This is a genomic window from Streptomyces sp. NBC_01077, assembly GCF_045162855.1.
Lineage (GTDB): Bacteria > Actinomycetota > Actinomycetes > Streptomycetales > Streptomycetaceae > Streptomyces.
On the sequence record NZ_CP108669.1, the window covers coordinates 627668 to 653051 of the forward strand.

21 protein-coding genes and 5 pseudogenes are annotated in these 25384 nt (G+C 67.4%); 12 read left to right on the plus strand and 14 right to left on the minus strand.

Annotated features, from left to right (window positions below; translation table 11 throughout):
- Window positions 1–23: 23 nt before the first annotated feature.
- On the plus strand, window positions 24–773 hold the full coding sequence (locus OG462_RS02860) for a transposase family protein (RefSeq protein WP_406054098.1): 750 nt from the start codon (window positions 24–26) through the stop codon (window positions 771–773).
- Window positions 774–780: 7 nt separating this feature from the next.
- Window positions 781–1054 (plus strand): annotated as a pseudogene (locus OG462_RS02865) (restriction endonuclease); the annotation flags it as partial.
- Window positions 1055–2326: 1272 nt separating this feature from the next.
- Here OG462_RS02865 and OG462_RS02870 read toward each other — a convergent pair.
- The 4 genes and pseudogenes from OG462_RS02870 to OG462_RS02885 all read right to left on the minus strand — a co-directional run bounded on the left by OG462_RS02870 (window position 2327) and on the right by OG462_RS02885 (window position 3876).
- Window positions 2327–2473, minus strand: coding sequence for a hypothetical protein (locus OG462_RS02870; protein ID WP_406054118.1), 147 nt, complete (start codon window positions 2471–2473; stop codon window positions 2327–2329).
- A gap of 147 nt (window positions 2474–2620) precedes the next feature.
- A pseudogene (locus tag OG462_RS02875) lies at window positions 2621–2710 on the minus strand (transposase); the annotation flags it as partial.
- A 42-nt stretch (window positions 2711–2752) separates the two neighbouring features.
- Window positions 2753–3373, minus strand: coding sequence for a transposase (locus tag OG462_RS02880; protein ID WP_406054120.1), 621 nt, complete (start codon window positions 3371–3373; stop codon window positions 2753–2755).
- Between the two features lie 11 nt (window positions 3374–3384).
- A complete protein-coding gene (locus OG462_RS02885; protein WP_406054122.1) occupies window positions 3385–3876 on the minus strand; it encodes a hypothetical protein in 492 nt (163 codons plus the stop codon).
- A gap of 286 nt (window positions 3877–4162) precedes the next feature.
- Between OG462_RS02885 and OG462_RS02890 the strand changes: the two genes are divergently transcribed.
- Window positions 4163–5590: an NF041680 family putative transposase gene (locus tag OG462_RS02890; protein ID WP_406054124.1), complete on the plus strand. Its 1428-nt coding sequence runs from the start codon at window positions 4163–4165 to the stop codon at window positions 5588–5590.
- Between the two features lie 52 nt (window positions 5591–5642).
- A complete protein-coding gene (locus OG462_RS02895) occupies window positions 5643–5906 on the plus strand; it encodes a hypothetical protein (protein ID WP_406054126.1) in 264 nt (87 codons plus the stop codon).
- Here OG462_RS02895 and OG462_RS02900 read toward each other — a convergent pair.
- Together OG462_RS02900 and gcvP are read right to left on the minus strand one after the other, a co-directional pair.
- Window positions 5860–6405, minus strand: a complete 546-nt coding sequence (locus OG462_RS02900; protein WP_406054128.1) for a transposase — start codon at window positions 6403–6405, stop codon at window positions 5860–5862. The two genes, OG462_RS02895 and OG462_RS02900, sit on opposite strands and share 47 nt — an antisense overlap.
- A 469-nt stretch (window positions 6406–6874) precedes the next feature.
- A complete protein-coding gene (gcvP, locus tag OG462_RS02905; RefSeq protein ID WP_406054130.1) occupies window positions 6875–9808 on the minus strand; it encodes an aminomethyl-transferring glycine dehydrogenase in 2934 nt (977 codons plus the stop codon).
- A 1126-nt stretch (window positions 9809–10934) separates the two neighbouring features.
- Here gcvP and OG462_RS02910 point away from each other — a divergent pair.
- Window positions 10935–11417, plus strand: a pseudogene (locus OG462_RS02910) (IS5/IS1182 family transposase); the annotation flags it as partial.
- 1245 nt (window positions 11418–12662) lie between these two features.
- Here the strand turns inward: OG462_RS02910 and OG462_RS02915 are convergent.
- Complete coding sequence (locus tag OG462_RS02915; protein ID WP_406054132.1) at window positions 12663–14000, minus strand: endonuclease domain-containing protein; 1338 nt, start codon at window positions 13998–14000, stop codon at window positions 12663–12665.
- 459 nt (window positions 14001–14459) lie between these two features.
- Here OG462_RS02915 and OG462_RS02920 point away from each other — a divergent pair, with 459 nt between their 5' ends.
- Window positions 14460–14939 carry a DUF6233 domain-containing protein gene (locus tag OG462_RS02920; protein ID WP_406054134.1) on the plus strand — a complete coding sequence of 160 codons (480 nt, stop codon included), beginning with the start codon at window positions 14460–14462 and terminating at the stop codon, window positions 14937–14939.
- A gap of 265 nt (window positions 14940–15204) precedes the next feature.
- Here the strand turns inward: OG462_RS02920 and OG462_RS02925 are convergent, their stop codons facing one another.
- The 3 genes and pseudogenes from OG462_RS02925 to OG462_RS02935 all read right to left on the minus strand — a co-directional run bounded on the left by OG462_RS02925 (window position 15205) and on the right by OG462_RS02935 (window position 16295).
- Entirely contained in the window at window positions 15205–15339 is a 135-nt protein-coding gene (locus OG462_RS02925) for a hypothetical protein (RefSeq protein ID WP_406054136.1), read from the minus strand.
- A 118-nt stretch (window positions 15340–15457) separates the two neighbouring features.
- A pseudogene (locus tag OG462_RS02930) lies at window positions 15458–15674 on the minus strand (M20 family peptidase); the annotation flags it as partial.
- Between the two features lie 246 nt (window positions 15675–15920).
- A complete protein-coding gene (locus tag OG462_RS02935; protein ID WP_406054138.1) occupies window positions 15921–16295 on the minus strand; it encodes a hypothetical protein in 375 nt (124 codons plus the stop codon).
- Window positions 16296–17446: 1151 nt separating this feature from the next.
- Between OG462_RS02935 and OG462_RS02940 the strand changes: the two are divergent.
- Window positions 17447–18217: pseudogene (locus OG462_RS02940) on the plus strand (transposase).
- Between the two features lie 66 nt (window positions 18218–18283).
- Here the strand turns inward: OG462_RS02940 and OG462_RS02945 are convergent.
- Window positions 18284–18715, minus strand: coding sequence for a VOC family protein (locus tag OG462_RS02945; RefSeq protein WP_406054140.1), 432 nt, complete (start codon window positions 18713–18715; stop codon window positions 18284–18286).
- Window positions 18716–20029: 1314 nt separating this feature from the next.
- Here OG462_RS02945 and OG462_RS02950 point away from each other — a divergent pair.
- The 4 genes from OG462_RS02950 (at window position 20030) to OG462_RS02965 (ending at window position 22461) form a co-directional block, all read left to right on the plus strand.
- A complete protein-coding gene (locus OG462_RS02950; RefSeq protein ID WP_406054142.1) occupies window positions 20030–20713 on the plus strand; it encodes an HNH endonuclease family protein in 684 nt (227 codons plus the stop codon).
- A 611-nt stretch (window positions 20714–21324) separates the two neighbouring features.
- Window positions 21325–21534: a hypothetical protein gene (locus OG462_RS02955; RefSeq protein ID WP_406054144.1), complete on the plus strand. Its 210-nt coding sequence runs from the start codon at window positions 21325–21327 to the stop codon at window positions 21532–21534.
- A gap of 171 nt (window positions 21535–21705) precedes the next feature.
- Window positions 21706–21894 carry a Ku protein gene (locus tag OG462_RS02960; protein WP_406066331.1) on the plus strand — a complete coding sequence of 63 codons (189 nt, stop codon included), beginning with the start codon at window positions 21706–21708 and terminating at the stop codon, window positions 21892–21894.
- Window positions 21895–22269: 375 nt separating this feature from the next.
- On the plus strand, window positions 22270–22461 hold the full coding sequence (locus OG462_RS02965; RefSeq protein ID WP_406054146.1) for a hypothetical protein: 192 nt from the start codon (window positions 22270–22272) through the stop codon (window positions 22459–22461).
- A gap of 19 nt (window positions 22462–22480) precedes the next feature.
- Here the strand turns inward: OG462_RS02965 and OG462_RS02970 are convergent, their stop codons facing one another.
- Window positions 22481–22648 carry a DUF6233 domain-containing protein gene (locus OG462_RS02970; RefSeq protein ID WP_406054148.1) on the minus strand — a complete coding sequence of 56 codons (168 nt, stop codon included), beginning with the start codon at window positions 22646–22648 and terminating at the stop codon, window positions 22481–22483.
- Window positions 22649–23316: 668 nt separating this feature from the next.
- A complete protein-coding gene (locus OG462_RS02975; protein ID WP_406054150.1) occupies window positions 23317–23559 on the minus strand; it encodes a transposase in 243 nt (80 codons plus the stop codon).
- Between the two features lie 79 nt (window positions 23560–23638).
- Here OG462_RS02975 and OG462_RS02980 point away from each other — a divergent pair, with 79 nt between their 5' ends.
- Complete coding sequence (locus OG462_RS02980) at window positions 23639–23824, plus strand: hypothetical protein (protein WP_406054152.1); 186 nt, start codon at window positions 23639–23641, stop codon at window positions 23822–23824.
- Between the two features lie 111 nt (window positions 23825–23935).
- Here OG462_RS02980 and OG462_RS02985 read toward each other — a convergent pair whose 3' ends face one another.
- The gene (locus OG462_RS02985; RefSeq protein WP_406054154.1) at window positions 23936–25081 is read right to left on the minus strand and encodes a DUF5954 family protein; all 1146 of its coding nucleotides are present in this window, start codon (window positions 25079–25081) and stop codon (window positions 23936–23938) included.
- Window positions 25082–25384 lie beyond the last annotated feature (303 nt).

Sequence of the window (25384 nt, forward strand, 5' to 3'; positions counted from 1 at the left end):
AACCTGCCGGCCCAGGAGCCCTGTTGGTTCCCTATCCTGCCGCACTCGACCTGCCTCATGCGCTGGTCGAGTGGGTCACGATGCTTATCGTCACCCGTGAGGGTGACCGCCGCTGCAAGCTCCCGCCGCACAAGCGCGCCCTCGTCGCTCTCGCCTACCTGCGCAAGCACGACACTCTCGCGCAGATCGCCGCCGGGTTCGGCATATCCGTAGGCACCGCCCACGCCTACACCACCGCCGTCGTGCGGCTCCTCGCCGACCGGGCGCCGGGCCTGCTCAAGACCCTGCGCGAGCACGACCCGGACTACGTGCTCCTGGACGGCACCCTCAGCGAGTGCGACCGCCTGGGCGACGCACGCGCCGATTACTCCCACAAGCACCGGCGCCACGGCGTGAACGTGCAGATAGTCACCGATCCCCAGGGCCAGCTTCTGTGGATCTCGCCGGCCTTGCCGGGCCGCGCTCACGATCTGACCGCCGCACGCACCCACCGCATCATCCGGATCTGCGAACGCCAGGGCGTCCCGATCGTCGCCGACCGCGCCTACATCGGCGCAGGCTCCTGGGTCACCACCGCCATCCGCCGCCCGCCCAACGGCGAACTGTCACCGACCGAACGGACGCTGAACCGGGCACTCGCCCAGGCCCGCGCTCCTGTCGAACGAGGCGTCGCCCGCCTGAAGTCCTGGCGGATCTTCCGCCGGAGCCGCTGCAGCCCGAACCGCATGACGGACATCGCCGCCGCGGTCCTCACCCTGGAGAGGCAACGCTGAAAATGCTCAGTGCAAGCACCGCAGGGCCGGTCTGCCGGCTCCGCGGTGGGTACGCCGGATCTGCAGGTGCTCAACGGCACCGGCCGACCGGTGCACAAGGGCGATGTCGTCGTCCTCGTCACCAACGGCAGGTTCTCCAAACCGGCACTCGGCTTCGCCCGGTCCCAGCGCCTGTACCTGGCCGACCGCCCCCTCCTCGCCCAATGGGCCAGCGGCTCGAGACCTCTGCGGGAACTTCTGGGGCCATTCCCCCGCCCCGCCGGCCCGCACCCCTGTCCTGACGCCGAACTCTGGCCGCCTCGCTCGGGTCGGCAACTCGGTCTCGGCGGGAGGCGAGTGCCGGGTCCGCGGCGGGAGCGGGTGGGAGCTCGTGGTCGCGGGCGAGGGCTCCACGGGGCAGGCGCAGCCGTGGGCGGTGAATGACGGGCTGGCCGGATTCGTCTGCCGGTCGGGCGGTGGGAGTTCCGCCAGGAGGCACTGGAGCGGTTGTTGCGCTGGGCGCTGGAGGAGTAGTTCGTACCCGCCGAAGGTACTTCCCAGGTGCCGACGGGTGGAGCGAGTGCTCGATGGTAAGCAACGGCGGTTCAAGCCCTCGCCGCCTGACTACCCCAGACAGCCTCATGCCCGGCACCGCATCCTTGACGAAGGGCATAGGTACACCCCCCGAACAATCAGCCTTCGTACCCGAGGAACTGATTGTCTCCCTGCTGTCCCCGCGGGGGGAGTATAGCCGCCGGGGTAGTGCAATTGGCATCCGAGTACAGAACGATTTCCCGTTCAGTTCCGTTCACAATTTTCTGCGTCATCTTCGGAATAGACGCGCACTGACTAGCTGTCGTAATCTCGAAAACGCCGCTCTCGGCATGGGCGGCAACGGGTAGGGAAAACGTTGCAGCAATCCCGGCCACAGCAACGAAGCCACGCAGACGAGAAGAAGCCTTCATGAGTGAAAGCATTTCGGTTCCTGACCTTTCTTTGAAATAGAAATAAATAGCCTGAATCCCGGCCAGGCCGGAACGCAGGGTCCCGGCTTTTATGAACTGAATATTTCATAAATCAGGAAACAGGGGAAGCAGGGCGGGCGGCAGCATCGTGCAGAATGATCTGCAGGAAATTGCCATCTTGAGTACTGACCCAGCTCAATGCGGCAGGTGAACGGCATCCTGGACGAAGAACAGGGGTACGGCGGCGGGGCACACGATCGGGATGGCTGGCAGCCTGTCGCCTGCTGGGACTGATGCGACTGCTGAGGGTTGACGTGAAGTCGATTCCGGTGTCTCTGACAATGGTCTGCCGGTCCAGTTACTGGAGGAACTGGCCGCGCTCGCGGCGGGGGAGACAGTGGCCAGTGGTGATCTCTGCCCGAGCACGCACGGGCCCGGCGCCCACGACGAAATGACTCTCCCTCCGACAGGGAAAGGACTGGCGTCCGGGGAGACCGTCACGCACCTCGCCGAGGTCTAGGACGCGTATATAACAGCAGTCAGAGTGGGTGTGGGCATGGCTGGGTGCCAGGTGGCCGTGGATGGCTGCCGGGTGTAGAGGTCTTCCCGTCAGGCCTCGGTTTCCCTGGGGTTGAGGGTGACTGTGCAGCCGAGCTGATTGAGTCGGCCGATGGCCCGGCGGGTGGCGCGTTCGGGATGTCGCTGGGTGAAGTAGGTGCCGCCGAGTTCCTGGCAGGCGGCGTTGTCGGTGAGCATGTGCCCTGATCGAGTGCTCGACGGCGACGAGGGCCCGCCGGGGGGCCGCGGCGGGCGGTGAGCCGCTTGTAGCGGGCGGCGAGGTAGGTGTCCTTGGTTCTGACTGCGCCGAACGCGGCGAGTCCGGGGGGCCCCTTTGAGGTAGGGGTTGCCGGGCCGGACTCTGGTGTTCTTGGTGCGGTCGGCGGATTCGTGGTGGCCGGGGCAGACGCCCGCCCAGGACGCCAGGTTCCTGGCGGAGGGGGAACGACGTCATATCCCCGCCGGTCTCCGCGATGATCACTTCGGCAACGTACTGGTTGATCCCGGGGATGGTGTCGAGCAGGTCGGGGGCGGAACGAAAGGGTGCCATCGCCTCCTCGACCGCGCCGTGATCTCGTCGATCATGGTGGTGAGCTGGTCGTACTGGTCCAGATGGAGGCGGGTCAGGAACGCGTGGTGTTCACGGAAGCGTCCGGTCAGGGCCTCGGTGAGTTCGGGGATTTTGTTGCGGAGCTTGCGTTTGGCCAGGTCCGCGAGGACGTGCGGGTCGGCTTCGCCACGGATGAGGGCTTCGAGCATGGCCCGTCCGGAGATGCCCATGATGTCGGAGGCGACTACGGAGAGTCTGATGCCGGTGTCCTCCAGCCGCTGGACCACGCGGGAGCGTTCCCGGGTGGCGGTGGTCCGGGCCCGGGTGAGGTCACGTAGTTCCCGGACTGGTCGGGGCGGCACGAACGAGGGGCGGACCAGTCCGTGGGAACCGAGCTGGGCCAGCCAGGCCGCGCCCGAGGCATCCGTCTTGCGGCCCGGCAGGTTCTTGACCTGGCGCGCGTTGACCAGGATCACGTTCAGGCCCTCGGCCAGCACGTAGCAGAATGGCTTCCAGTCCGAGGTCGCCTCGATCACCACCAGCGTCACCCGTGCGGCAATCAGGTGCTCCAGCGGTGCAGGCCGATGCGGACTGGGCGGGGCAGCAGGTCGGCGATCGTCTCGTAGGCAGGCAGGACGTGGTCGCGTGGAGCGCGTCCGGCTGCCCGGTCGACGGCGATCGCGGCGAGCCTCTGCCGAGCGAGGGCAATCGGCTCGCCCCGCTTCCAGAGCAGCAGGAGGTCGATGCCCTCGTCCTGGAGGGCTTGACGTTCCTGCAACTGGAAGCTGATGCCTCGGCGGTTGCCGCGCAGACCCCTACGCATGGGCGTGTGGCCGTCACAGCCGCTGAACAGGGCGTCGACTACCTGCTGTGTCCAGCTTTCGTCGGTGGTGTGCTGGACCACGACGTCGATGTCACCGACTTCCGGGGCGCCGCGGATACAGGAGCCGAAGAGGTGGACTTCGGTGATGAGGTCGAGTGGCCAAGTGCTCTGTTCGAGACGGTCGAGCATCTCGTGCAGGATGGGGTCGCCCGCTCCCGCTTCATGCAACAGCTCCTGATCTTCTCAAAGTTGGCCGGCGCTGGAGGAGGGGACTCCTAACCCCCGACACTGACGACGGCGTTTGCCGTGAGCCGAGATGGGCTGAGCGCATGGTTCCTGCGATGGTGTGTTTCAGGGTCGCGATGGTTTCCCGTCCCTTCTCCGCTTAGCTTGCCGTTTAACCTCGCCTGTCACCCGACCTGCTGATCTGCGGTGTTTTCCCTGACAGCGGAGGCGGCCGTTCTCCACGCTTCGAGATGTCGAGTCAGGAAGCACCAGAGAACTGCCGCCGTGTATGAGCCTGCCTGCCGAGGTGTCCGGACGCGAGGCGTTGGATGTGTTGTCCCGCTTTCGTGTCGAGTTCTACGACTGCCTGTATGCCCGGGCTGACGTGCTCTTCGAGCTGACCGACGCGGTGCTGTGTGCGGAAGGGCCGGTGAACACCCTGGTCGAGCTGTCGCTGACGGCCGAACACCGGCGTGGACACGGGACCTTGTATGCGGGGTTGAACCGCGGCTGGATTGAACCGACGCGCCTGCGACGCGCTCTGGCCGGCCTGCCGCTGCCGAGAACACCGGACGGGCGGATCGTACTGGCCGTGGACGTAAGCAACTGGCTCCGCCCCGACGCTCCCACCAGCGATAACCGGCTGTTCTGCCACGTCTACGCACGCGGCGACCGCGGCAAGGACCAGTTCATCCCTGGCTGGCCGTACTCCTTCGTCGCCGCCCTGGAAACAGGCCGCACCTCCTGGTGCCGGCTACTGGACGCCCAGCGGCTCGGACCCGCAGACGAGGCGACACTCGTCACCGCCGCCCAACTCCGCGAGGTCGTTCGACGCCTGGCCCACGCGGGACACTGGAAGCCAGGCGACCCCGAGATCCTGATCGTGATGGACGCCGGCTACGACGTCACCTACCTCTCCCACGCCCTGCGGGACCTGCCCGTCGTGCTGCTCGGACGACTGCGCTCGGACCGCGTCATGCTCCGCGACCCGGGCCCCACCCGCTCCGGACCCAAGGGCGGAAGGCCCGGCCGGCACGGCAGCGTCCTCACCTTCGCCAAGCCCGACACCTGGCACCAGCCCGACATCACCACCGCCACGAACACCACCCACTACGGCAAGGCAGAGACGATGGCCTGGAACCGGATGCATCCCCGGCTCACCCACCGCGGCCCCTGGCTGGACCGCAGAAATGAACTACCCGTCCTGCACGGCACATTGATGCGACTGACGGTCGAGCGCCTGCCAGGCATCCGCGAACCGAAACCAGTCTGGCTGGGGTGCTCCGCAACCTCAGCCACATCGGCGGACGTAGACCGGTGGTGGCAGGCCTTCCTCCGCCGCTTCGACCTGGAACACACCTTCCGGCTGATGAAACAGACCCTCGGATGGACCGCACCGAAGATCCGCCGCGCCGACACCGCTGATCTGTGGACCTGGCTGATCATCGCCGCACATGCCCAGCTCTATCTCATCCGGCCCCTCGCCGAAGACCTCCGGCGCCCCTGGGAACGACGAACTGAACCGCGTCGCCTCACCCCCGCCCGGGTCAGGTGGGGGTTTCGCAACGTCCGCGCGACCGCGGCCCGCCCGGCAGCCGCACCGAAACCATCCCGACCCCCAGGATCGAAGAACAAGCACCGGGCCAGCCACCACAGCGTTGGCAAGACCGTCAAACGCGCCGAGTCGATCAAGGAACATCAAGCCCGCAAAGGTTAAACGGCAAGCTTAGAGCTGTCCGGCCGATCATGCTGGTTGTTAGCGTTCTGGCGTGTCAAAGACCAGCGTGAGCAACGAGACCGAGAGCGTGCTCTGCTTGTGGGTGGAGCCCTGGGGAACCGACTACTGGATGCGTCCCGGTGAACAGTTCAGCGTCGTGACGGAATTGGAGCCCGAGGAGTCGCCGTTCAACGTCGTTGTCCATGCCCAGGGCATCACAGTGTGGGTGAACTCGGCCAACTCCTCCGAGGTCCTCGACCAGGACGGCGTTATCGTTCCGTGCGGGCAACAGCGGCCGGCTGATCTGGGGTGGTGACCGGTCTCGGCGTCAGGACTTCAGCCAGATGGCGAGGGCGGTGACGGTTCCGATGAATGCGTAGCCTCGCTTGTCGTAGCGGGTGGCCAGCGCTCGGTGGTGCTTGAGCTTGCAGATGGCCCGCTCGACGGCGTTGCGTCTCTTGTACCGGTCCTCGACGAAGCCCGGTGGTCGTCCGCCGCGTGACCCCTTGCGCAGGCGGGCGGCCCGGCTGTCGGTCTTCCAGGATCGTGTGCGGGATACCACGGCGCCGCAGGTACTGAAGGCAGGGCCGGTTGCTGTAGGCCCTGTCCGCGGCGACGCTGTCCGGCTTGCTGTGGGGGCGGCCCGGTCCGAGGCGGGGAACACCGTTCTTCTCCAGTACCAGCTTGAACTGGGGACTGTCGCCCCGTTGGCCTGGAGTGATCACCGGGGACAGCGGGCGGCAGCGTCCGTCGGTACTCAAGTGGACTTGCGGGTGAAGCCGCCCGCGTGCGGCCCGGTCCCTCACCGCCTGCACCCCCTGCGCCAGCCGGGCGAACAGGCTCTGCCACGGAGGTTCGGCCTGCTGTTCCGCCGCGAAGTCCCCCTTTGACGTGGCTGGGCCGGGCGGCGGGTCATTGCGAGCACCGGCCGCGTGCTGGTGCGCGCGCTCGTCGAATCGGCCGAGACGTTCCCGCCGATGTCACCGGCGGCATCGGCCGCGGCATGGACCTGCGGCAGCAGACGTACCCAGGTGCCGACTGCAGACCACAGCCGGCCCAAGGGGAGTGATCTTGGCTGGCTCCGGCTCGCCCCGCTCGACCGCACGAACCTACTGGTTGTCGGACTTGACCAAACACATAGAGGCCCCGTCCATGCGGCCCCGGCCACCTGCCTCCCGGTATCCGGTCAACCCCCGGCAGGACGCGGCCGCCCACAGAGCGGCCCGTTCGGTCCCCCGGTGCCCCGGGGGGCGAAGACGACCGCCTCGGTACCGGCGGCCGGGATTACCTGGCATGGTTTGAGGCGCCGAGCAGGAGGGGTGCCTCCGGGGGAAGTCCCTGAGCAGCATGGATGTCGTAGTTCTGCACAGCCGGGCAGGAGCAGACAAGGTTGCGGTCCCCGTATGCGTCATCCAATCGGCGAGCGGCAGGCCAGTACTTGGCTGTGCGCAGGTATGGCAGAGGGAACACTGCCTCTTCGCGCGAGTACGGGTGCGGCCAGGGCCCGGTGAGTGATTCTGCGGTGTGCGGTGCGTTGTGCAGCGGGTTGTCGTGCTGCGGCCATTCGCCGCTGGCGACTTTGCCGATCTCTTCTCTGATCGCAATCATGGCCGTGCAGAAGCGGTCCAGTTCGTTGAGGTTCTCCGATTCTGTCGGTTCGATCATCAGTGTGCCCGGAACGGGGAACGAGACGGTGGGGGCATGGAAGGCGTAGTCGGCCAGTCGTTTGGCGACGTCCGTCACGCTGATGCCCGTGCTGCGAGTGATCGGGCGTATATCGATGATGCATTCGTGGGCGACCAGGCCGTGCGGGCCTGTGTAGAGGATGGGGTAGTGGGGGCCCAGGCGCCGGGCTATGTAGTTCGCGTTCAGGATGGCTGTCTGGGTGGCCTTCAGTATCCCGTCGGCTCCCATGAGCCTGATGTAGGCCCAGGAGACCGGCAGGATGCCGGCCGATCCCCACGGCGCGGCCGCGATCGGTCCCGTCCCGCCGGCGGGGCCGGCGTGCGGCTCTTCGGGGTGGTTGGGAAGGTAGGGGGCCAGGTGTGTCCGGACGCACAGGGGTCCGATGCCCGGGCCGCCGCCGCCGTGCGGGCTGCCGAAGGTCTTGTGGATGTTGACGTGGGAGACGTCCGCGCCGAACCTGCCTGGGCGGGCCAGGCCCGCAAGGGCGTTGAGGTTGGCGCCGTCGAGGTAGACCTGGGCGCCTGCGTCGTGGGCGAGGGCGCAGACCTGGGTGATGGACTCTTCGAAGAGCCCGTGCGTCGAGGGGTAGGTGACCATCAGCACCGCTGCTTCGTGCCGGTGCTGCTCGAGTTTGGCGGTGAGGTCGTCCAGGGCGATGTTGCCGTCGGCGTCGCAGGAAATCACGACGACGCGCATGCCTGCCATCGCTGCGCTGGCTGCGTTGGTCCCGTGAGCGCTTTCGGGCATCAGGCAGATGTCGCGGTGGGACTGGCCCTGGGATGCCAGGTACTTCCGGATGGCCAGCAGGCCGGCGAATTCGCCCTGTGCGCCGGAGTTGGGCTGCAGTGAGACTGCGTCGTAGCCGGTGATGTCGGCCAGCCATTGCTGCAGCTGCCGGATGAGCTCGCGGTAGCCTTCGGTCTGCCCGGCGGGGGCGAAGGGATGGATGTCGGCGAAGCCTGGCCAGGTCACAGGCATCATGGCCGCAGCCGGAGTCATTTTCATGGTGCAGGAACCGAGTGGGATCATGCCCCGGTCCAGTGCGTAGTCCCTGTCCGCGAGGGTCTTCAGGTACCGGAGCATGCCGGTTTCCGTGTGGTGTTCGTGAAATACCGGGTGGGAGAGAATGGCATCTTCTCGCAGCGGGCAAGGGGACCCGGCAGTGCGGACGTTGCCGTCGAGGGTGTCGATGTCGTGTCCGGCCACGCCGAATGCGGCCCATACCTGTTCAAGGTGCTCACGTCGGGTGGTCTCGTCGCAGGCAATGCCGACGCAGTCCTCGCCCGCCGCCCTGAGATTGATGCCCCGGCCGGCAGCGGTCTGCACCACGTGCCGGGCCCGGCCGGGAACCTTCGCCAGTACGGTGTCGAAGAACTGGCCGTGGACGAGTTCGATGCCCCCGGCGGCAAGCCCGGCAGCCAGCACCCTGGCGTAACGATGGACCCGGTGGGCGATTGCCCGCAGGCCGTCGGGACCGTGATAGACGGCGTACATTCCGGCGGTCACGGCGGAGAGCACTGCTGCGGTGCAGATGTTGCTCGTGGCCTTCTCGCGCCGGATGTGCTGTTCGCGTGTCTGCAGTGCAAGCCGGTAGGCCTGGCGGCCGTCCGCATCGACCGACACACCCACCAGACGGCCGGGGATCTGCCTGCGCAGATCGGCCTTCAGGGCGATATAGCCCGCGTGGGGCCCGCCGAAGCCGAGCGGGCATCCGAAACGCTGAGTGCTGCCGACGACCGCATCGGCCCCCATGGCACCGGGTGCGGCAAGGATGACCAGGCTCAGCGGATCTGCGGCCACCGCAACCCTGGCACCGCGGCGGTGTGCCTGTGTGATGGTGGATGCAAGGTCGCGCACCACACCGCTGGTGCCCGGGTACTGCAGCAGGACGCCGTAGAAGCTTTCCTCCGGCAAGCCCGATGCCACGTCACACACGAGCACTTCTATGCCCAGCGGTTCCGCCCTCGTCCGGACCACTTCGATCGTCTGGGGCAGGCAGTCCTCGTCGACGACGAAACGCGGGCTCTGGCTTTGCGCTGCCCGGTGCAGCACCATCATCGCCTCGGCAGCGGCGGTCCCCTCATCCAGAAGGGATGCGTTCGCCACGGGCAGTCCGGTCAGATCCGTGATCATCGTCTGAAAGTTCATCAGTGCTTCCAGGCGTCCCTGCGAGATCTCAGGCTGGTACGGCGTGTAGGCCGTATACCAGCTCGGATTCCCCAGCACATTCCGCGCGATCACAGGAGGCGTGAAGGTGCCGTAATACCCCTGCCCGATCATGTTGACCATGCGCTTGTTGCGGGCAGCCAGTCCGGCGAGCTCCTGCAGCACGGTCTGCTCATCCACCGCATCCGGCAAGCCCGGAGGCGCACTCTCGCGGATGGCATCCGGTACTGCTTCTCCGGAAAGGCAAGCCGGCGACGGATACCCAAGGTATGCGGCTACTCGGCCCGATTCCTCTTCCGTCATCCCTATATGGCGACTGGCGTAAAGGGAGGCGTTTTCCAGCATGGCCAAGGGGGTATCGATCATGACTCTGGCTCCAGGATACGGGTCCAAGAAGGTGAGCTTCAGTACCATTGGCGCCAATACGCCCGAATCGACACTGAGTAATCACTACTCGGATCCGGCCATCGAGGCGGCGGCCCGGCACCGGCTGCGGCAGCCTGCGCATCCGCACACCCAGGCCCGCTGCGGCCCCCGCACCGAGCAGCCCGCGGCGGCACAAGCCGGCTGGCGTGACGGGCCCGCGTGCCGCCACTCCGGAGCGCGCCCGCTGCCTCCGGCCGGGCTCGCCGCCGTGTCCGGCACGCCAGGGAAGAGCGCAGCGAACCCGGGAGGACCGGTCGGCGGCCCGCGCTGCCGCGTCCGGTCATCCGCCCGGAACACTGCCGGCCGCCCCCCGCAGGGCTGCGAGTACGCCAAGCAGAGAGGGCGAGGACGGCTCTCGCGACTGACGTGAGCCGGTTGGGGCTAATCCCTGTCTTACGGAGGGTTGCAACGACCGATTGAGTCCCGGTTTTGCGAGCCGTGATCGATGCGCCTAACTGCCCCGGCCAGGACCTCTTAGTCTGATCGGCTGCCGCGAGGGCGTCGATGACGAGCTCGGTACGCACGTGATCGGCGATCGCCCCATCCCGTCAAGGAGCTGACCAGCCACAAGACTCTCACCCAGGGCCATCCAAAGCGGACGTAAATGAGTATTTAATACCCTATCTGCCACGCGCTTTATGCTGTCCAATCCTCGAGGGGCGAAATATGCGTCGTGGACCGAGAGAAGGAAAAGGGTAGTACTACCTATAAGGTAGGGCCGAACAAGGAGCCGCGGCCGCTGAGTACCGTCACTCAAGCCTTGGGCGCCCTGTGTTTGAAATAAATATCCGCGAACAGTCAGGTAGGGAAAATGCAAAAGAGGATCGAATGGGTCGGGCGACTGGCGTCAGTAGCAGGCCTTGCAGCAGCGTTAGCCATAGGATCGGCGGGAATTAGTCAAGCTTATCCACAGCCCATATGTTCGAAGTGCAAGACGGAGGTCGTGAACCCTCCGCCGCCTTCCACCGCCTCTTAGGGCGTCCGCCAGTAGGCGGGTGAAGCGGTGCAGGCGCGGTCCCCGATCCTGGAGGTTTTTGTGCTTCACGATCATTCGGGGTGACCGTGCCTGCCGGTCCAAGCATGCCTGTTCAAGCTAGTCCGCGACCAGTTCCTGGCGCTGTCGCCCGAACGGGTGGACCGTGATCCGTTGGGCTGGCGCAGCCCTCTAAATTCCAGATGGGGTCGCTTTCGCCCGTCTGATGCAGGTGCTCGTGTTCGACTGCGGATACGGACGAGTAGCCGAGGACCCCTGCTCCGTCACCACGCTCCGCCGCCGCAGAGGCGAAGGGGCGCACTCGGTGTGATGAAACAACTCCGACTGCCGGTTCCGTCCGCCTACGATCGCATGATCGGCCTCAAACTGGACCATCTCATCACGGACGGATGTATCACCACGGCGCCCGCCGACGGCGAGAGCACGGGAAGAAGTCCTGTTGACCGCATTGAACAGGGGATCAAACACTCGCAGTTGACCGCAGCGCAGGGAATACCTCTGACCGCCGAGCCCGCGCCAGCGAACGTCCGCGATCACGCCCTGGGACAAAGCACAAGCTCGCCGGGCCCCCGGACCCATGCGGACGCTGCCTTCGTAGGCCGAATGTAGTAACCGGGACCGCTACGGCCCAGGGCGGCCGCGCTTTGCGTGTCCGCGCTCATCCGCACAGCAGCCGTGTACCAACCCCTCTCCTGCAAGCGCTGCGCGACCTCTCTGACGACCGTGGGCTTCCCCATGCCCGCTGCTCCCTCGCACAGCACGATCTGCCGACTGGGCGGGTCCATCGCGGTGAGCATCTCGACGAGATCGTCCGCATGCGGACGTGCAGCAAGGCAACGAAAGACGCAGGCTGAGCCTTGGCGTGGAAGACGAGACGCTCAACTGTCACCCGCAGGGCATCGACTGTGGTCGTGTCCCCGACCAGGAAACGTCGCCTGGCTTTTTCTTCTCCAGGTAGCCCCACACCAGCAGTCAGAACATGGTGGATCTGTTGGTCGAACAGGGCGCGCAGGATGGAGCCGACCGCTTCGGGGTCACCTTGCACCAACGCGGCATAGCTCAAGTTCACGGCCCGCTGTAGCCCTTCCTCCTGCTCATGCAGAACGTCGACCAGCCGCAGGTACCTCCACGCGGTTTCCTGGTCGGCATCCGCCTACGCCGCAACGGCCTTCGCAAGCAGCTCAGCGTGCGGAGCTGTCCGGCTCTCTTCGAAGTCTTTGAAAGATCAGCATCCCGTGCACGCGCACACAGGCCACGCAGATTGGGGGCGTCAGTCGCCACGATCAGACGGACCCTCTTGCCCGCGGCAAGGTGCGCCTTGACCTTCCGCAGCACCTCGACAAGCGCTCCTGGGGTCCACGGCTTCCCACTGGCCTTGACCTGATCACAGTACGGACCGTCCGGAAGCCGAAGCTCGAACTCAATGCCCTCGCCGGCTGCGTTCAATGGCTCCAGATGAATGCTTGATGCCTCGCCCCTGAGCAACCGCGCGACCTGCAGAGCCGTCCACCAGTGCTCGAACCTGTTGGGGAGCTTGTCCCCGGCCCCGCCAGCTGTGACCATCCAGCGCCCCGTAACCCGCCGTGAAATGCCGGGCCCAACCACCCGGAAGTCACCACGCTACCCGCCCCCCGCCGGCACCCGCCCAGCTCCGGCCTCGGTTCCGGGCGGCCTCCCGCATGACGGTGAGGCGGCGCTGTGACGGGTGAGGGCCTGGTCGGCGCTGTGGGTGCCGTTTCCGAGATCCTCAAGATCCATGGTCTTGGGTGTCAAGGACCTCGGGTGCGGGCCCCTTTTCGTTCAGAACAGCGCCAGGTCCTCACCGCTGGTATCCGCGATGACGGGACGGACCCGGTCGGGGAGGCCGTCCAGGCGGTCGGGACCGGCCGCGGCAGCCACGGCCGGGGCCGCCACGGCCAGCCAGGTACGAAACTGTAGGACGGCTTCGCGATAGGGAACCTGCGTCAGGACTCGGTGCTCGCCAGTGGGACAGAGGTCGACGGCGACGGTGAGCAGACAGGACCCGGGCGCGTTCTGGCTGCCCGTCCAGGACACGCGCAGCAGACCGCACGGTTTGCGCCCGCGGGGGGCGCGGTGGGCCGGGCGCATGGCACGGCAGGCTGTGTGGGCGGTCCATGCGGCGAGGTGCGGCAGGGGCAGCGTGGTGCGGGCTCGGCAGCCAGGGCATCGGTGCCAGTGAGGGAGCCAGTCGGCGGCGTGGGTGTCGAAGAGGCGTGTGTAGTGGCCGGCCACACGAATGTCGTTGCTGTACAGGTGGTCGGGCCGTTCCTGTGTGTTGCAGGAATGGCACACAGGGGCGCGGACATAGCCGTGTTCGTGGCAGTGATCAAGGACTGCGGCGGGCGCGGTGCGGCAGACAGCGCACGCCCACCCGGCCACCTTGCCGCAGACGCCGGGCTTCCTGCTGACTGCCGAGTACAACTGGCCCTTCAGCTCCCCGTTGTACACCTGCAGTACGGTGGCTGAGTCGTCCGTACTCGTCGTCTCGCGTCCGGCGGCGGCTTTGGCCTGCCGGTGGGTGGATGACAGCTCAACTGGGGTCTGGCTTGCCTGCCGCGTGGCGTGCAGCCACCGTCTTTCGGCATGTTCGGCTGCGTCCAGCACCCTGACCACAGCGCGCGGCAGCCACCACGTTCCTGCTGCCCGGCCGTGGGGCTGCTCTACGAGTACCCGACGCCAGTCGATCCCTGCCAGATGGCTCGGCCGGCTGCCTTCATCTCGTGCTGCCCGCCCGGTCTCGCCCGGCTCCTGCAGTTCCCGGCTGATGCGCCGACGCCAGGGCAGGAGCATTCCCTCGTCATGCTCCTGCCCTGGCATGCCGCCAAACGGACCGATGCGGACCAGGTCCTGGCGCTCCATCTGCACCGCGTTCAGTTCCGCTGCCGCCCGGCGCACCTCGGTCTGGGGAACACTCCACCGGCTGCCGTCTGCCGTCACCGTCGTCACCACACGACCGCCGAGCAGGACGTACCCCGCCCGGGCATCAGCAGGCGAGCATGTGAACGCCGCGACAGCTGTCGGCACCGCACTCCCGCTCGTCAGATCAACCCACAAAGAGTCCGCGGTGCTCAGGGAGATCAGGCCACCCCTACGGCCCGGTATGACATGCTCTGACATACCAACAGGCTAACGGCCGGCACCGACCAGGTGATAGACGGTGACCGGCACGCTGCGCGAACAGAGCGGCTGCGAACCCCCAACTGGGGCGCCGGCTACGACTATCAGCCCCTACCCCTCCCGGTGATACACGTCATGGCCTACGCCAGGAAGGGGCGGATCGTGCTTCCCGCTGATGCAGGTGCGGCTCCCCGGACACACCCGTGACTGTTTCGCGTCAGGACACTGCGCGGAAAGGCCATTGATATTGCCGGCTCAGCTGGGCCTGGTTCCTGAGGGGCGGTTCGCCGCTGCTCTTCCGTGGTCAGGGGGCGGGACATGAGACGCGACACGGATCGTCATCTCGCGGGTGACGCTGCATATCCCGCAGTACGGCACGCACCGATATGCGCCTTCGTTCGCCAAGGGGTCACTGCTGCGATGCCACCTGCGGCGGCAAAAGACAAGAAGGGAGGGCTCATGGAGTCAGGAGATGCTGGACACCGCACGCCACCGATCACTGTCATACTCCCCGACGGCCAGGAAGTCCGCGCACGGCTGCACGCCCGCCGCCGGCAGGAGAACGGCTGGCAGTACCAGGTCGGAATCCTGATATGGCGGAACAGCCCAAACGGCGCCGCCGAGCCTGCCGAGCACCGTGCCTGGGTGAGCCCCGCACACGCACGCCCCCTGCCAGACGTGTCCTACCAGCACGTCCCCACCAGGACAGACAACGCCCTGCCCCACCGGCGCCAGCCCGCCTGGACCATCCAGCACCTCCCCCACCGCCCCGGGCACCCAAGCGCCACCCTCATCCACGTCATCGGCTGCACACCCAGCGACCACACCCTCGACCGGGAACAGGCACTGGCCGCACTCAACCAACCCCGCGCAGCAGCATGCAGAGAATGCGCAGCAGCCACATCCCTCACCCCCGGAAACCAACAGACCGCGCCTTGAGCCCAGCAGCACCCGCCTTGTCCAGTCTGGGAATCGCCTTTGGGGTAGGCCTCGGCCAGCACTTCCGAATCCTCAGCAATCAGTCGAGAGTGATTGACCGGAACGCCGTCCTGCTGCGCACGGTGCACTACGTCCCCGGCCCCGCTCGGCCGAGCGAGTTCAACCAGCAGTTACCCCTCCGCAGCATCGGCTTCGCGGACAGCAAGGCTCACCCACAACTCCAGGCAGCGGATTGGGCTGCGGGGGCGACAAGGCGCTGAGCTGATCAGCCCTCGAAGTAGCTGTCCTTGTCGCTGTCGTTGAACGTCTGGCGCTGGAGGGTGGCCTCGGCGATGTCTTGGGCATTGGCCTCGGCCGCGAAGCGGACGGCGGGCACGGTGGTCTCGGTCTGCTCGGCCATGGCCGGCCTGCTTGGGTTCAGGGGTTGTTCCTGCGCGGTGCATGCACATGAGACCGGCTGCGGACTGCCCTCTGCAGAGCAAGGCCTGGTGACTTTCCGGGGCAAAGGCAGGGAGCGGTCAGCCGGCGTGCAGCAGACCGGCCACAGCCTGCTGGTGGATGGCGTAGACAGCCGGGAGTTCGCCAGGGAGGCGCGCTCGTCGATGCCGTGCAGGCCCTCGTAGGGGACGCCGAATCCGGCCGTGGCGGGGATGCCGTGACCGCGAGGAGGTTCCCGATGTTCGACGGGCCAGCGGTCTTAGCCCGTACATCGAGCCCCGCCGCCCGGGCTGCGGACTGCGGGTGCCGATTACAACGTGGCCGCCGGGACGGGCGAAGGGCGCAGCATCCTTGAGTGCCTGGATCGGCTGCCATGGCACCGGGCAGCACGTTCAGGACGGACATCGAGGTGACCAGGTCAAAGCCGGTCCTCTCGGGTCCGGGCCAGCCGAAACCGTCGTGTGGGCCGAATCCTTCAGCGTCCAGGTTTGTCGAGGGGTAATGCGCGACGTCATGCCTCGGCCGCAGCCGTGGTCCAGAACACTACTGGCGCCCAGAGGCTGGGTGAGGTGCCCGGTCAACGCCCGGGATGCCGGAGTGGGGGCCTGGCGGCCCGGTCTCGGCGGCGGTCTGGATCTGCGAGCGGAAGTCAGGGCCGTACCAGCGCTCGACGAAGCCGGTGATCACTCCACTCGGGATGACCAGCGGCAGGGTCCGCAGCCGCTCGACGCCGACGGCCTTGGCGGCGATCTCGCGCACCGGCAGGTTCGTCAGCAGGGCCAGGCCCTCGCGGTGCCCTTCGAGGAAGTCGTACCCGGGGGCAACCTGTCCGGCGGCGGCTTCGGCTGCGAGCCCGCCGCCGGGCAGGTCGGCCTGGCTGGAATCCAGGCGCTTCCAAGAAGTCCCGGGTCCGCACATGCACGGCCTTCAACTCGATCTCTCGCTCCATCAGCTGCGGGGCCACCCTCTCCCACGCCAGGCGCCGTCACACTGCCACCGGCGGAAGGGGGCCACAGACCCGGTTCCACTGTCCGCACTCGACCGGGATCTCCCGCCATGGAACGCCGCTCCGGACCCGAAACCGCAGGCGAAAGGGGCGTCCGGAGCCGGAAGGAGGCCCATCTGCCCGCGGACCGCGGGCGCCAGCGCCGCGGCTCCAGTCGGACGCGAGGGCTCGGGACCGGTGAGCCGTGGCGCCTCGAGACCGCCGTACACGATTGGTACGGAAGAATTCTCGAGCCGGGTATCCGTCTCATTTGCGGCAGGAGATGATTCTGCATGCACGGCCGTCTCCTGCCGCGGAACAGCTCCCTGGGCTCTGCAGAGATACAGCCAGTCCGCTACACCATTGTTCTGAATACAGCCCCAGACGGGCGTTCGCTGATTTCATGACCTTAAAGTGAAGCCAATGACTGAACCCGGATCATCAAGGGAATACCCGGAGGAGGCCGCAGGCCAATCACACGCTACCACAGCGAGGAGTCCGTCAAGCGGCAGCTCCCCGTTGTGTCGCAGAGGGAAAGTTCGCAACCGGTTTCACAGACAGTTACATTGCCGCCGCACTCGCCCGCGCCAGTGTGATTCTCGCTCTTGACCATCTGCAGCAGATTTAGAAATTCCATCTCAAACCCTTTCCGGCTCTTCAAGGTGAGGGAAATCTTGCACCTACGGCTATCCTTGGTCCTGAGCAATAGATACCTATCAGTATGGCCGGAATTCGGTGGGGTGACGACCGTCACCCCACCGCTGTGACCGCTGCCCCCCAGCGCAGGTCAGCCATCCTGGCGCCGTTGCCGCGCTGCTAGAGGTGTGGCCGTCTGAGAGGTCGTTCTTTTTTCGATATTTCATCCCGGGATGGGCTGTTCTGTAGCTTTCTTCGGTTCGTGCCGATCACGGCTTCGGAGCGGGTGGGCAGGGTTTCATGGTCGCGAGCCAGGTGGCGGTGGAGCATGGGCCAGCCGTAGGTCCGCGGCCGGCAACGGCCGGGGCAACGGGCAGGCGCGCCGGTGAAGGCCCTGCGCGAGCTGTTGCTGGCGCGTCCCGTAAGTCGCCCTGCAATGATCTTGATCGTGTCAGGTGTGATCACGGCGTCGGAACCGGCCTGGATAGCCCCGTTTACCGGCTGCGCCCGCGCGTCTTCGGCAAGTTGGTGACCGCGCTTCGCCGCGAGGGCGCCGGCTCCCCGGGCCAGGGGCGGCCGTGGGGTCTGCCGCTGGAGGTCCGGGTGCTGCTGCTGGTCGCTTACTGGCGCACGAACCTGACGATGCGCCAACTCGCCCCTTTGTTTGGCATCTCGAAGTCGGCGGCCGACCGCATCATCGACCAGCTCGGTCCGCTCATCGCATTCCAGCCTCGGCGCCGGTTCGCCAAGGACACCGTGCTGGTAGTCGACGGCACCCTGGAGCCTACCTACCCGGCTCCACAACATCGCTGAACAGTCGAAGAACTACCGGTACTCCACCAGCCACCAGGTCGTCATTGACGCGGATACCCGCCTGGTCGTTGTGGTCGTTGAGCCTTTGCCCGGCAATCGCAACGACTGCCGGGCATGGGAGGAGTCTGGCGCGAAGGCCGCCGTGGGCAGGAACCTCACGATGGCCGACGGCGGCTATCCGAGCACCGGCCTCCTCATGCCCCACCGCCGCACCCCGGGCGAAGAGTTGCCGGGCTGGAAGCGCGAGCACAATCGCTCGCACAAACAGGTCCGGGCCCGCGTCGAGCACGTCTTCGCCCGCATCAAGACCTGGAAGATCCTCCGCGACTGCCGTCTCAAGGGCGACGGGGTCCGACACGCCATGCTCGGCATCGCCCGACTGCACGACCTCGCTCTCACGGGATAGCTTCTGCCGCATACGAGACCTGAGAGGCCCCGGGAGACGGCCCCCACTCGCAGTCTCGGAGGAGAATCAGGCGAGGCAGAACTCGTTGCCCTCGACGTCCTGCATCGTGATGCACGACTCGTTGACACCATCGGCGCGCTGCGTCAGCACGTGTTTCGCGCCGAGCGCCATCAGCCGTGCACATTCGGACTCGAGTGTGGCCAGGCGCTCGTCACCCACGAGCCCTGTGCCGACCCGCACATCAAGATGCACCCGGTTCTTGACGACCTTGCCTTCGGGAACTCGCTGGAAGAGCACGCGCGGGCCCACACCCGAGGGATCAGCGCACGCGAAGTAGACCTCGTCCTCAGGCGGCAGCGAGTGGTGGTACTCCTCCCACGTGGCAAAGCCCTCCGGGACTGTCGGTACGACGTACCCCAGCACCTCGCACCAGAAGGCGGCGAGGCGCGCAGGTTCCGCGCAGTCGAAGGTCACTTGGAACTGCTTGATCGTTGACATCGGCGCACGATAACAGGGGCCCTGCTCATCTCCCCAGGCGGGTGGATCCACACGTTGCGGGAGGACGGCCCCTGCCATCCGCTGCTGTGTCGTGCGGTCACAGGGGTGAACCGAGGTCGGCGCCTCTCCCAAAGGGTGGGACCCAGGATCCGATCTCAGCCGACCACTCTCGTGCCAAAGATCAGTTACGGGACAGCCCTTGGGCGACATGCGGGGACCATCCCCGAGCGAGCACCAGAGGCTGCACCGATCCCGTCCCCGTACCGCAGAGGGCAACCGTGCAGGGAGCAGTGTTCACCCCTGGCACGGCGGATCGGCGGCAGGGCGTCATCACCCAGGCGCGGGGAGCAGCCCTCTGCCCCTCCCGTGGCGCGGGCGGGTTGGGGCCATCCCCGCAGGTGCGGGGAGCAGTGGGCCGGGCCGCGACCCGCGGTTCTCCCATCTCGTCCTTATCGTTGACGCGCTCGGCGTCCCCCTCGCGGAGCTGGTGCGGTAGCCCCGGCCGGGCGTGGGGGAACGGATCGGACCGGGGCGGCGTGCCCTGCCCGTCCGTGGTCCGCGCTGACCACGGACGGCCAGGAGCTCAGGCGCGCTGACTCAAGTGGTTGAAGTAGGTCGCACGGTCCACGCGGACGCCGCCGATGTGCGGGACGGAAGGCGCGGGTGCCGGGTGCGGTAGCAGTCGGGATGACCGCGGGGATGCCAGTAGGCGGCCGGCCGGGCGTGATCGCCGATATCCTCGGCCGGGCCTGTGATGGTCTTGTCGCAGTAGCCGCAGATCTTGCTCATCGCTTCGTCTCTTTGTGGCACTGGCAGTCGCACCGTTTCGCGTGCACCCTCGACGACCCCGTTGACGCGGCGCTCGTCGAGGGTGCACCACAATCAGCAGCTGGGCCGCGGTGTCGGGGCCGATGCCGTAGGCGGCCCCGCAGGCCCGGGTTGTGGGCGCTGGCCACACCGTCGAGTGCGGCCGTCAGTTCGTCGTGTTCGGCGGTCAGGGCCTGGACCCGCCTGGCCAGGCAAGACACCGGAGCCCCGGTGCGGTCGAGTTCTCGCAGGACCTGGATGGCCTTGGCGCGTGATCTCTGGGAATGAGCGCGCCCTCCCGGTGCAACGTGCGGCGGCTTCCCGGGCGGGCTTCACCCTCATCGTCCGCTCATACGGCTGCGGCCGCGCGCCGGGGAGCCGGGGGCGGCGGACCGGTATCGCGCCCGGGTGCGGGATCGATTCTGTGGTGAACGTGCTCCCCCACACGGCTGACGGAGACTCTCATCACGCAGCGGCACAAGGCGCTGGACCGATATCCCTGTGTTCGTGATCAAGAACATGGTCCGCGGCGCTGCCGCGCTCTCTCTTGCCCTGACCCCGCTCGCTCTTCCCTCGTCGGCCACCGCCGCCCCGGCCGCGCCTGCGGAAGCCGCGGTCCTGAACCTCGTTGATGCCATCGGGCAGATCCCGCTCGCCGGCGAATCCCGTACCGGGTACAACCGCGAGAGCTTCAGGCACTGGAACCGAGGCCTGGACCTGACCGACGGCTGCAACACCCGCAACGAGGTCCTCCTCGCCGAAGCCATCGAAGTGCCGAATGCGGCAGCCGGCTGCAAGCTGTCGGGCGGCCTGTGGATTTCGTATTACGACGGCCAGGAGGTCAACGACGCCGCCAAGCTCGACATCGACCACATGGTCCCGCTCGCCGAGGCCTGGGATTCGGGCGCCAGTTCGTGGACGGCCGGGCGGCGGGAGGCGTACGCGAACGACCAGGACGCCGCCACGTCCCTGGTCGCGGTCACCGCCAGGTCGAACCGGTCCAAGAGCGACCAGGACCCGGCCGAGTGGATGCCGCCGCTCCCCGACGCGCACTGCCGGTATGTCTCCGAGTGGGTCGCCACCAAGCTGCGCTGGGGCCTCGCCGCCGACCAGGCCGAGGCCGACGCGCTGCAGCTATACGCCGAAGGCCCCTGCGAGACCACCGTCGTCCACTACACCCCCGCCCCATAACCTCCCGGGGAACGTACTTGCGCCCCCACACCGGGGATCGCTGGTGTGGGGACGCACAGGGAGACCTACCAACGACCAGTCGGCCCGACCTCCCCACGGACAACGGTAGGGGCCCGCGGCTGCGTAGGCCCGGCCTTGTCCCTCGCAGGGGCGGTGTTGCCACGCGGATCAGCTACAGCCGCACGTCCCGGCTGACGACGCTGTTGACGCGGGGCTCAGCCCGCCTACGCGCCGGCGCAGGCGGTGGCGATGACCGTGAGAGTGCTGGTGGGGGTGCCAATCATGATGACCGCGGTGACATGACCGAAGGCGACGGTGCGGATGATGCCGTCGTCTTCCCCGCACGGCTCGGAGTGGCCGACCGGGTATTCCTGTGCGTCAACGAGGCAGACGGCGAGGTCCTGGCGGGCCTTGCCGGGCAGCTGCTTGTACGTGTCGAAGACGTCGGCGGGGAAGCTGACCCGGCCGGTTCACGCAGCGCCCCGGCCCGACCCGCGGTCGCTGCGGTGGCACCGCTCTGCGCCGTTCACCCGTTGGGCGTGATTGCCGCTGTGCCCCGGGGGAAGGGGTTCCGGCTGTCAGCAGGTCGATCCTGAAGCGGAGGCAGGAACGTGGCTTGGACGTGGCGCTTGGAGACGGCCGATGGAACGGAGACGTCACCGGCGGTAGAGCCGGAGGAGTTCACGACGCAGGGCGACGCCGAGTCGTGGATCGGTGAAGTGTGGAAGGAGCTCCTCGACGGCGGTGCCGAGAAGGTGACGCTGTTCCAGGACGACACCCAGATCTACGTGATGAGCCTGCGCGCGGCAGCCGGGGCATAGATCCTCGGGCTGGAAGCCGCTGGCCAGAGAGCAGCTGCGCGGGGCGCCGTCCTCACCGGGGTGGCGGCCCGCGCAGCTGCGCTCACTCCCGCCGGGATCTCCTCCGACGGCCTGTCCGCCGCGTCACTCATAGCCGCCACCGATCCCGTGAGCTGAGCTGACTCGCGCTTGGTGCAGAGAAAGTACCTGACCGCCGACGGACCGGTGGCTGCGAAGCCGTACGTGCTGCTCCGCAAGGCGCTCGAGCGCAACGGGAAGGTCGCCGCCGCCACGTTCGCCCTCCGCGGCCGCGAACGACTCGGCCTGCTCCGCCCCCTCGGCGACGCCCTGCTCCTGTCCGGCCTGCACTGGGGGAGATGAGATCCGCTCCTCCGAGGGGATCACCCCGCCCGAGACCGAGCTGACCGACCTGGACGTAACCGACCACTGCACGGAGGCGCTCCACGAGGTCATCGAGGCGAAGGCCGAGCACCGGGCCCCGAAGCCCGCCGAGGGCGAGGAGGAGCCGGCCGCGCCGGTCGTCGACCTCATGGCCGCGCTGGAGAAGTCCGTCGCCGACGCCCGCGAACACCGCGGCGAGACCGCCGACGGGGGCGAGTGACCGTGCACGAGATGCCCCGCGAAGCCGAAGAAGGCCCCCGCCAGGAAGACCGCGGCGAAGAGGACGACCCGCCGCAAGACTGCCTGACCCGTTCGGATCGTGTCCTTGGGGCGCCGCCAGAGGTTGATCGCCCTGTGGAGACTGAAGAGCCTGTGATCGGTGACTACCCAGACGCGGACGAGCCCCGCCTGCCCCTGCTGACCGCGGCAGAGGCCCGGGACGCGGTCGGGTACATGCGGCTGCTGGAGACGCTCGACCTCACATCCCGCGGGCAGGCCGCCGGCCAGCTCGCCGTGAACCTGGCCCGACGGCTCCCCACGGACTAGACACCCCGGCGCCGGAACGTCAGTCGAGGATGCCGGGTTCGGAGTCGGGCCGGCAGATTTCGCACGCCCGCCTCCCGCCGTCGGTCAGTGCCCGGCGAGCCTCCTCGCGGCTGATGGGTTTGCGGGGGCGTGCGGCAAGCTGGCAGCCGCCGATATGGACCGCTGTCCCGCGGCCGGCCGCCCTCACGCAGGAATGACACTATCTCCGGGCCTCTCCGCTCTCCGGGCCTCGCCCGGAGCCATAGCCCGCTGCTGTCGCCGCCACGACAAGCACGGCGACTGGCGCGCTGCCGCCCAGCGCAACCTCTTCAACCGCCCCGGACAGAGGTTCCACTGCCTCCATCGGCGCGAACTGTCCGATGAGAACACCGCATGCCCAATCGCCTTGGCCGCAGCAGCTTGACGGCCTGGAGCCGTCAGGTGTCTTCCCCGGCCTCGAGCGCGCACGCACCTGCCGGCGACACCAGTAAGTCATTCCGACAGGAATTCTAAGTACTCGGTACTCAAGTTTATCGACTCCGCCGTGATGAATGCTGGCAATACAGGCGATGTTGATCATTGCGATAGCTACGCATGGCAACCTGGAAATGACTAGAGAGAGACGGTAAGCGTGTCTACTATTTACCTGCAGATGCTCGGTGCAGATGGTAACGGCAGCTCTGCGCAATGCAACGGGGAAGTGACATGTTCCGGAACCGATACCGAAGATACTGGTTGCGGTGAACATTCAGGCTGCGCCAACTCGGGCGGTGACGCCGGGCCCGAGTACTTCGCCCATCACGGATTCATAAATTAATACAGACGAGCTGGTGCGTAACTGCGGTTGAATTGCACGGCCCTGAGCTGGTGGTTTTGTCAGGCAGTTATGGTGCGGTCGGAGACGAGGCCGGCGCTGGCCCGGCAGGTGCCGGGCAGGTCTCGCATCGGTGTGTCCAGCCGGTCATGCTTCCAGCGCTTGTGATCGGCGCGCGCGTGCTCAACGGTGATGCGCTTCGACGAGTGCCGGTGCCCGGCCTCTTCTCTGGCTGCCTGCACGCGCGGGAAGGCGATCTTGTTCGGCTTTCTGGGGGGCGTGATCGCCTGGCCGGGTGGTCGCATCTGAGGCCAGGGTATCCGCCGTCCAGGAGCACTTCCACGTCCGGGAAGTGCTGGAAGCAGACAGCGATGCCTTCATTGCGTGCACCGTCACACCGAACGCACCCTCATCGGCCCGTCACGCGAACCCTACGGGGCCGAACGCCGCAAGGTCGCTCACGTCCGCGACTACGTCGAACACCACGAAGCCGTTCGCAAGCGGATCACACCGGCTTGGGAACTCAAGCCCCTCCCGACAGACATCTCCGACCGCACCGCAGGGCTCTGACAGAGGCACAGGGATCCGGCACCCGCGGAGCCATCCGCATGGCGCTGGGACAACTCCTCGTCTGCCGCCGCCACATTCCCGGGCCTCCCGACCGCAGGCAGGTCAGCACGTTCACGAGGCGGCTTCGTCCGGCGCGCGATCGTCGAAGTGGACGCTGCCGTGCTCGTCGAGGCGCGGGTGGATGGCCTGGGGGGCGTGGGTGTTGATGTCGGAGGGGCGAGGGCTTTCCGGCCCGTCGGGGCCCCAGCGCAGCAGGCGGCGGACCCGGCCGATCCGGGAGCCGGTGCCATGGACTTCGACCTGGTTGAGCCGGCCGGTTCGGAGGCGGTCCGCGGCGTCGGCGAACACCGCCAGCTCGGCGACGGCTGGGTGGGTGTTCTCGGCAACGAGGGTGTGCGCGTCGATGTCTGGCTCGGCGTCGTCAGGGATCAGGCCGCGCGTGCGTGGTTCCATCCAGGTCAGGGCGAAGGCCAGGGTTCGACGTGCGTCGTGGGCGGTGGCCTGCAGGCCGCTGCCCGGTGTCCAGGGCTCGTTGCCGGACCGTTCGACGATCAGAAACGCCGCGGGCAAGAGCAGGAAGTCGGGGTGGCTCTCCAGCGCCTCTGCGGAGTCGTGCAGTACGGGGCCGGGGAACCGGGTGCCGGTGTAGGCCAGGGAGCGCAAGGACAGGCGCTCCGCCGCCTCAAGTGGGGTGAGAGGTGCGTCGGGGTCCAGGACGAGGCCTGCGTCGACCCGCGGGCTGCGGGCGCCGGCGCCAGGGCTCCAGTCGGGGGTCAAGGGCTCGGGGTCGGTGGGCCGTGGCGTCTCGATGCCGCCGTGCTCGTCCATGGCCGCGTACTCCTCGGCCCGCACCACACGGTAGCGGGCGCCGCGCAAAGTGAGCTCGTCGACGTACTCGTTCTCCAGCCGGGCGACCGCCCCCAGCAGTGCACACCGTTCAGCCGGGCTCTTCGCCTCGTCCTTCGCCCTGAACCAGAGCAGGGAGTTCAGCGCGTCGCGGACCTGCTGCGGACAACCGTGGGTGACTTCGACGATCACCCGCCAGCGTTGGCCGTCGCCCTTGCTCTGACTGGCGACACCGAACAGCGGGACTCGCACCGCAAGGGCGCTGTGGCGCGCAGCCGCTTCGCGGGCGTCGGCCTCCATCGCGGCCTCTACCGGCTCCACCGGAACCCTCACCACCACCGGCCACCCGCCAGGTCCCGCCCCCTCTTCCTCCGGCGGCCGCGGCCGCCGGTGCCAGTAGACGCTGTCCATGCACTCCAGGTTCGCCTTCGCGGGCGTGCGGCGCAGCTGTGGCTCTCCCTCCAAGAGGGCCGACCCGTGCAGCCGAGGGCCTACGCGCTTGCTGAATCAGCCTGGCATCCCCGTAGAAGCCCTCGAAACCAAGACGCCAGAGCGCCTGTGGCACTTTCGTTTCGATGGGTTCTGGCAGGAGAGGCCATCGAAAGGGGGCGTGGGGAACAAGGCGTGATCCTGGCGGAGGCCAGCGTCACCCCTCGGCGTGAAGCTTTCCCGGCCCTCGTGAAGCTGGGAGTCGTCCGAGCCCCGCTGCATCAC